Source organism: Salinicola sp. (assembly GCF_982684285.1).
In genome coordinates, this window is sequence record NZ_CEXLVS010000125.1 from 6330 (window position 1) to 11940 (window position 5611).

At 61.0% G+C, this 5611-nt stretch carries 7 protein-coding genes; 6 read left to right on the top strand and 1 reads right to left on the bottom strand.

What is annotated here, in order from left to right:
* A partial coding sequence (tssJ, locus tag AC3AYF_RS12105) for a type VI secretion system lipoprotein TssJ (RefSeq protein ID WP_487779784.1) occupies positions 1 to 352 on the bottom strand: 352 nt, incomplete at its 3' end.
* A 224-nt stretch (positions 353 to 576) separates the two neighbouring features.
* Between tssJ and AC3AYF_RS12110 the strand changes: the two genes are divergently transcribed.
* The 6 genes from AC3AYF_RS12110 to tssF all read left to right on the top strand — a co-directional run.
* Positions 577 to 1059 carry a copper resistance protein NlpE N-terminal domain-containing protein gene (locus tag AC3AYF_RS12110; protein ID WP_295039626.1) on the top strand — a complete coding sequence of 161 codons (483 nt, stop codon included), beginning with the start codon at positions 577 to 579 and terminating at the stop codon, positions 1057 to 1059.
* Between the two features lie 289 nt (positions 1060 to 1348).
* Complete coding sequence (locus AC3AYF_RS12115) at positions 1349 to 2104, top strand: hypothetical protein (protein WP_295039628.1); 756 nt, start codon at positions 1349 to 1351, stop codon at positions 2102 to 2104.
* A 70-nt stretch (positions 2105 to 2174) separates the two neighbouring features.
* Complete coding sequence (gene tssB, locus AC3AYF_RS12120; RefSeq protein WP_110598244.1) at positions 2175 to 2708, top strand: type VI secretion system contractile sheath small subunit; 534 nt, start codon at positions 2175 to 2177, stop codon at positions 2706 to 2708.
* A gap of 12 nt (positions 2709 to 2720) precedes the next feature.
* A complete protein-coding gene (gene tssC, locus AC3AYF_RS12125) occupies positions 2721 to 4220 on the top strand; it encodes a type VI secretion system contractile sheath large subunit (RefSeq protein WP_110598245.1) in 1500 nt (499 codons plus the stop codon).
* A 121-nt stretch (positions 4221 to 4341) separates the two neighbouring features.
* On the top strand, positions 4342 to 4824 hold the full coding sequence (gene tssE / locus AC3AYF_RS12130; RefSeq protein ID WP_295039633.1) for a type VI secretion system baseplate subunit TssE: 483 nt from the start codon (positions 4342 to 4344) through the stop codon (positions 4822 to 4824).
* Positions 4824 to 5611: type VI secretion system baseplate subunit TssF (tssF, locus tag AC3AYF_RS12135; protein ID WP_487779785.1), on the top strand; the 788-nt coding region annotated here is incomplete at its 3' end. The genes tssE and tssF, both read left to right, overlap by 1 nt.

The window sequence follows — 5611 nt, forward strand, 5'->3', positions numbered from 1 at the left end:
AGGCGGCGACACCGACAAACTGAGCATTGGGTGCCAGGGCCGCGACATCCACCTTCTGCTCCCCCGGCAGCAGCGTCACCTCGCGCTGGGAGAGCAGACTGTTGCCAAGCACATCCTCGCCCTCGCTCCACAGCTGGCGTGGCGAGGCGGTGGCGAAGGGTGGTTGTTCGCTGAGCTGGTAGATTCTGACCACGACGGACAAGGGTTCGCCATCGACATCCGGGTTGACCGAATCGTCGCTGTCGATGGTGACTCGCACCCGCTCCTGATTGCCGAACAGATCGCCGGCCCACGTATCGCCGAAGCGGTTGCCGACACGATCGGCCACACCGCAACCGGCCAGCAGAACCATGCACAAACCCAATCCCAAAACGCGTACGGACGCCATCATTGCCGTCTCATTCACTCTATTATTTAGTCCCCGGAAAGCTCACGGAGTCTGAGTGCCGCAGAAGAATCGGCATCAATTTATCCCGTGAGCCACACACCCTACCAGATTTAATGGCTATAATAAGCGTCGAATTTAACATTGGCTTACTCAGAAACATTTATTTACAAAAAGCTTGAGATCGACACATGAAAGCACAGTCCGTTAAATGGGCTCCGGCAGTGGCTTGCCTGCTGCTCAGCGCTTGCGCAGCCGGCCCTCACTCCAAGGTCAATTACGTCAAGGCTACCGAACGCTTCGAGGGAACGCTGCCTTGCGATGATTGCCGCGGGATCGATACCGACCTGATACTGCAGCGAGACGCCATCACCGGCGCCCCCGACGGCTTCTACCTGCACGAGGTCAGAATCGACGCGCCAGGGGGTGAAAGAGTCAAGTCAAAGTGGGGAAAATGGTCCAAAAATCAAGATATTAGCGACTTTCAAAGACAGATTTACGTACTCCAGCCGGAGGTGGGGGATGCCCGCGCCTACATCCGGATGGACAACGGCAACCTGCAGCCGCTGACGGACCAGGGCATGCCGACACTCGACGACGACGGCAACAGCGTGTCCCTCACTCTGCTGACCCCGGATCTGTCGCCTGCGGAGGAAGCGGATGAGGACAATTGAACCGTGACTCGTGCTAGAGTGGCTGGATAACCTTTAATTACACGGGATGTAAGAGATCACCTACAACATTAATAGCAGATAACCTCGGAGTACCGTATCGATTCTCCGATACAATAGTTTGCGTTCTCTGTTAATGGGTAGAATCTTGATCGTCAGTCTATTGAGTCTTTCGGCGCCCACGGCACAATGGGTCTCAAGTCAATGTTCAATGGAGTGACACGACTGGTATCGATAGCCAATTCGAGGCCACGTTCATCTCGACGATACGACGTCGCACCGGGAACCGATCATGACGCAGTCCTTCGATGTTGATAGCTTCATCCGCTCGCGCAAGCAGACGCGAATGGTGTCGGATTTGCTCAAGGCACAGGCAGCGGACTATCTCACGACCCTGGCGCCGCTGGTGCGCCCTCAACCGCTGTTCGGCGAGTATCTGCAGGGGGCGCCTCGCGGCAGCGGCCGGGAGACCCAGCATCACTTCAAGGAGTTCCGCACGCTGTTCGACAAGCACGCGGCGCTGCGTCCGTTCAACCTGATGAACGAGCTCGAAGTCCCCCTCAACATCATCAACTCCACGCCTGAGCTGTTCCCGCTGGAGTACGACCACGCCCTGCCGGGCGGTGGCACGGTGCGCGTGACCAGCCCGGCCCGCTGGGTCGTGGGTTACTCGTCGTTCGACCTGAGCCGTTTCCGCCAGGTGGTGAAGGATCCCAATCGCAGTGGCTCGGAACTGCACCGTTTCGTGGTGCACTACCTGATGCTGTTTCACTGCTTCAGCCGTGCCGGTGGCCTGGGTCGCCTGTTCAAGGGGCTACGCTTCCCGGTCGGATTCCAGCAGTTGGACGATTTCGGCGAACTCCCCTTCTGCGTGATCAGTTCCCCCATCGCCTCGACGCTGCCGGAAGACGACGTGATCCGCCACAGCACCGAAATCTCCGGCAGCCGCAGTTTCGAAGAGCTGATCTCCGAGGAGGCGATCGATGCCATGCAGGACGACCTGCGGGAGCAGCTGATATCCGCTGTCAGGGAGGCGCCTTCCGCCTGACCGCGAAGCACGACCTGGATACGACAACCTCGAACCCAACGAAGCCGCCATCTCAAGGGAGGATCCTTTCATGGCCAAGAACGAAAGTACTCAACACAAGCTGTCGCGCGTGAGAGCACCGCGAGTTCACCTGACCTACGACGTCGAGATCGGCGACAGCATCGAGAAGAAAGAGCTGCCGTTCGTGGTCGGCGTCATGGGTGACTATTCGGGCAACCCGCTGGAGCCCCTCCCGCGCCTGAAGGATCGCAAGTTCGTCAATGTCGATCGCGACAACTTCGACAGCGTCATGAAGGGCGTCAAGCCGCGCCTGAGCTACCGGGTCGACAACACCCTCGCCAACGACGGCTCGCAGCTACCGGTCGAACTCAACTTCAAGCGCATGGAGGATTTCGAACCGCAGGAAGTCGTGCGTCAGGTCGAGCCGCTGCGCAAGCTGCTGGAGGTTCGCAACAAGCTGGCCGACCTGCGCAACAAGATGGGCGGCAACGACAAGCTCGAAGAGCTGTTGATGGACGTGCTGCAGAACACCGACAAACTCCAGGCCCTGGGTGAAGAGCTGGGTCGTGAAGCCGCTGCGAAACCGCAGAGCGACAAGGAATAACGGGAGTCTTTCATGGCCGACAATCAGACCGACAACACGTCACAGACCGAAACCCAGGAAGTCTTCGCGCCGGAGACTTCGCTGCTGGACAGCATCATCTCCGAGAGCCGCGTGGCTCGCTCGGAGACCGAGCGCACCCGCACCCGAGACCTGATCGACGAGCTGGTCAATCAGGTGCTGGAGGGCGAGGTCACCCCGAGCAAGGATCTGATCGCGGTCCTCGACTCTCGTATCGCCGAGATCGACTCGCTGCTCTCGGATCAGTTGAACGAGGTCATGCACGCCAGCGAGTTCCAGCAGCTCGAAGCGTCCTGGCGCGGCCTCAAGTACCTGACGGATCAGTCCGAAACCAGCACCAACATGAAGATCCACATGTTGAATGCGTCCAAGAAGGACCTGGTCAAGGATCTCAAGTCGGCCTCCGAGTTCGATCAGAGCGCGCTGTTCAAGAAGGTCTACGAGGAAGAGTACGGCACCTTCGGTGGCGCACCCTTCGGCATGATGATCGGCGACTACGAGTTCGGCCGTCATCCGCAGGACATGTACCTGCTGGAGCAGGTTTCCCACGTCGCGGCCGCCGCGCATGCGCCGTTCATCTCCTCGGCCTCGCCGGAGCTGTTCGGCTGGGATTCGTTCACCGACATGACCGGGCCGCGGGATCTCTCCAAGATCTTCGACACCGTCGAATACGCCAAGTGGAAGTCCTTCCGCAACTCGGAGGACGCCCGCTACGTGGGCCTGACGCTGCCCCACGTGCTCGGCCGCCTGCCCTACGGCGAGGAGACCACACCGGTGGAGGAGTTCAACTTCACCGAGAGTGTCGACGGTCGCGACCACAACAAGTACCTGTGGATGAACGCCGCCTACACCATGGGCGCTCGTGTCACCGACGCGTTCTCCAAGTACGGCTGGTGCGTGGCGATTCGCGGCGTCGAGGGTGGCGGCCTGGTCGAGGACCTGCCGACCCACACCTTTCAGACCGATGACGGCGAAGTGGCATTGAAGTGCCCCACCGAGATCTCCATCACCGACCGTCGCGAGAAGGAGTTGTCCGACCTGGGCTTCATCCCGCTGGTGCACTGCAAGGGCACCGACTACGCCGCGTTCTTCGGCACCCAGTCCGCCCAGTTGCCCAAGCAGTACAACACCGACGTGGCCAACGCCAACGCGCGCCTCTCCTCGCAGCTGCAGTACATCTTCGCGACCTCGCGCATCGCCCACTTCATGAAAGCGATCATGCGCGACAAGGTCGGCAGCTTCGCCTCGCGTCAGAACGTGGAGGACTACCTCAACGAATGGCTCTCGCAGTACGTGCTGCTGGACGACAATGCCGGCCAGGAAGCCAAGGCCAAGTACCCGCTGCGCGAAGCGCGCGTGGAAGTCGCCGAGGTCCCTGGCAAGCCCGGCGCCTACAAGGCGGTGACCTTCCTGCGCCCGCACTATCAGCTCGATGAGCTGACCGCGTCGCTGCGCCTGGTGTCAGAGCTGCCGCAATCCACTCGCGGCTCCTGATACGCAGTACGGAGAGCGGGCATCGGCCGGGTGCCGATGCCCGCTCGCGAATCTGGCGGCGATGACCAGAGAACTCGGCGCCTCTTCCAGCGCCGCCGATCCATCGTGAGATGAGGATGAGATGAGCGAACCCCTGCAGATGGTTCCGACGCTGCTCGACCGTCTACTCGACGATGAACCGCAGCGCTCGACAGAAGCGCAACCCGGTCATCGCTGTTCGCTGGCCGACTACAAGAGCTCGGTCGTCCGCGATCTCGAACTGCTGGTCAACACCCGGCGGGAACTGGTGGCCGACGGGCTGGATGGCTGGCCGTCACTGCAGGGCACCCTTCTCGACTACGGCCTGCCGGACTTCATCAGCCGTGGCGTCCGCAGCACCGAGGACCGGCGCCTGATCCAGCGTCAGCTCGAACGGACCATCGAACAGGGCGACAAGCGCTTCAGCAGCGTGCGCGTACAACTGCTCAACCAGGATAGTCACGACCGTATTCTCCAGTTCCGCATCGAAGCCGTGCTGTCGCTGAGTGAAGCGAGCCAGCGCGTGGCCTTCGATGCCGTACTGCAAGTCAACACTCGCCAATACAAGGTGCAGAACCTGATCTGATGCTCGACGACCTGCTGCCCTACTACGAGAAGGAACTCTCCCACCTGCGTTTTCTGGGTCAGGAGTTCGCTCAACGGTATCCGAAAATCGCCTCGCGACTGCTGCTCGAGGGGGACTACTGCGAGGATCCCCACGCCGAGCGGATGATCGAGTCTTTCGCCTTCCTCAGCGCCCGGGTGCACAAGAAGCTCGACGACGACTTCCCCGAGATCGTCGAGGCGTTTCTCGACGTTCTCTACCCCCACTACCTGCGTCCGACCCCGGCACTGTCGATCGTCGAGTTCGACCCGGGCGCAAAGACTTCCCTGACCGGCGCTTATCACCTGCCCCGGCACACGGCGCTGCACTCGCGCCCGGTGGAGGACTCCTTCTGCCGCTTCCGCACCTGCTACCCGGTGGATGTCTGGCCGGTGGCGGTGAGCGGCGCCGAACTGACCCGGCTGGAGCGCTCGTCATTCAATGCCCACGGCAACGACAACGTCGCCAAGCTGACCTTGTCGCTCGAGAGTCTCGGCAATACCGATTTCGGCAAGCTGGGCATGGATCGCCTGAGATTCTTCCTCGACGGGGAAGGCACCCTCATGCACCCGCTCTACGAGCTGTTGTTCAACAACGTGGCGCGAATCTCGGTCAGTTTCGTCGATGCCGGCCAGCAGCGTGAAATCGGGCTGGCGCCGGACGCCATCGCCCCGGTCGGCTTCGATCACGACGAGGGGCTGATCGACTACTCCGCGCGGTCGTTCCTGGGCTACCGACTGCTTCACGAGTACTTCACCTTTCCCGAGAA

What these genes read in the sequence shown, in the direction of transcription:
- AC3AYF_RS12110 (WP_295039626.1), top strand. Translation starts at nt 577, where the DNA reads ATGAAAGCACAGTCCGTTAAATGGGCTCCGGCAGTGGCTTGCCTGCTG.
- AC3AYF_RS12115 (WP_295039628.1), top strand. Translation starts at nt 1,349, where the DNA reads ATGACGCAGTCCTTCGATGTTGATAGCTTCATCCGCTCGCGCAAGCAG.
- tssB (WP_110598244.1), top strand. Translation starts at nt 2,175, where the DNA reads ATGGCCAAGAACGAAAGTACTCAACACAAGCTGTCGCGCGTGAGAGCA.
- tssC (WP_110598245.1), top strand. Translation starts at nt 2,721, where the DNA reads ATGGCCGACAATCAGACCGACAACACGTCACAGACCGAAACCCAGGAA.
- tssE (WP_295039633.1), top strand. Translation starts at nt 4,342, where the DNA reads ATGAGCGAACCCCTGCAGATGGTTCCGACGCTGCTCGACCGTCTACTC.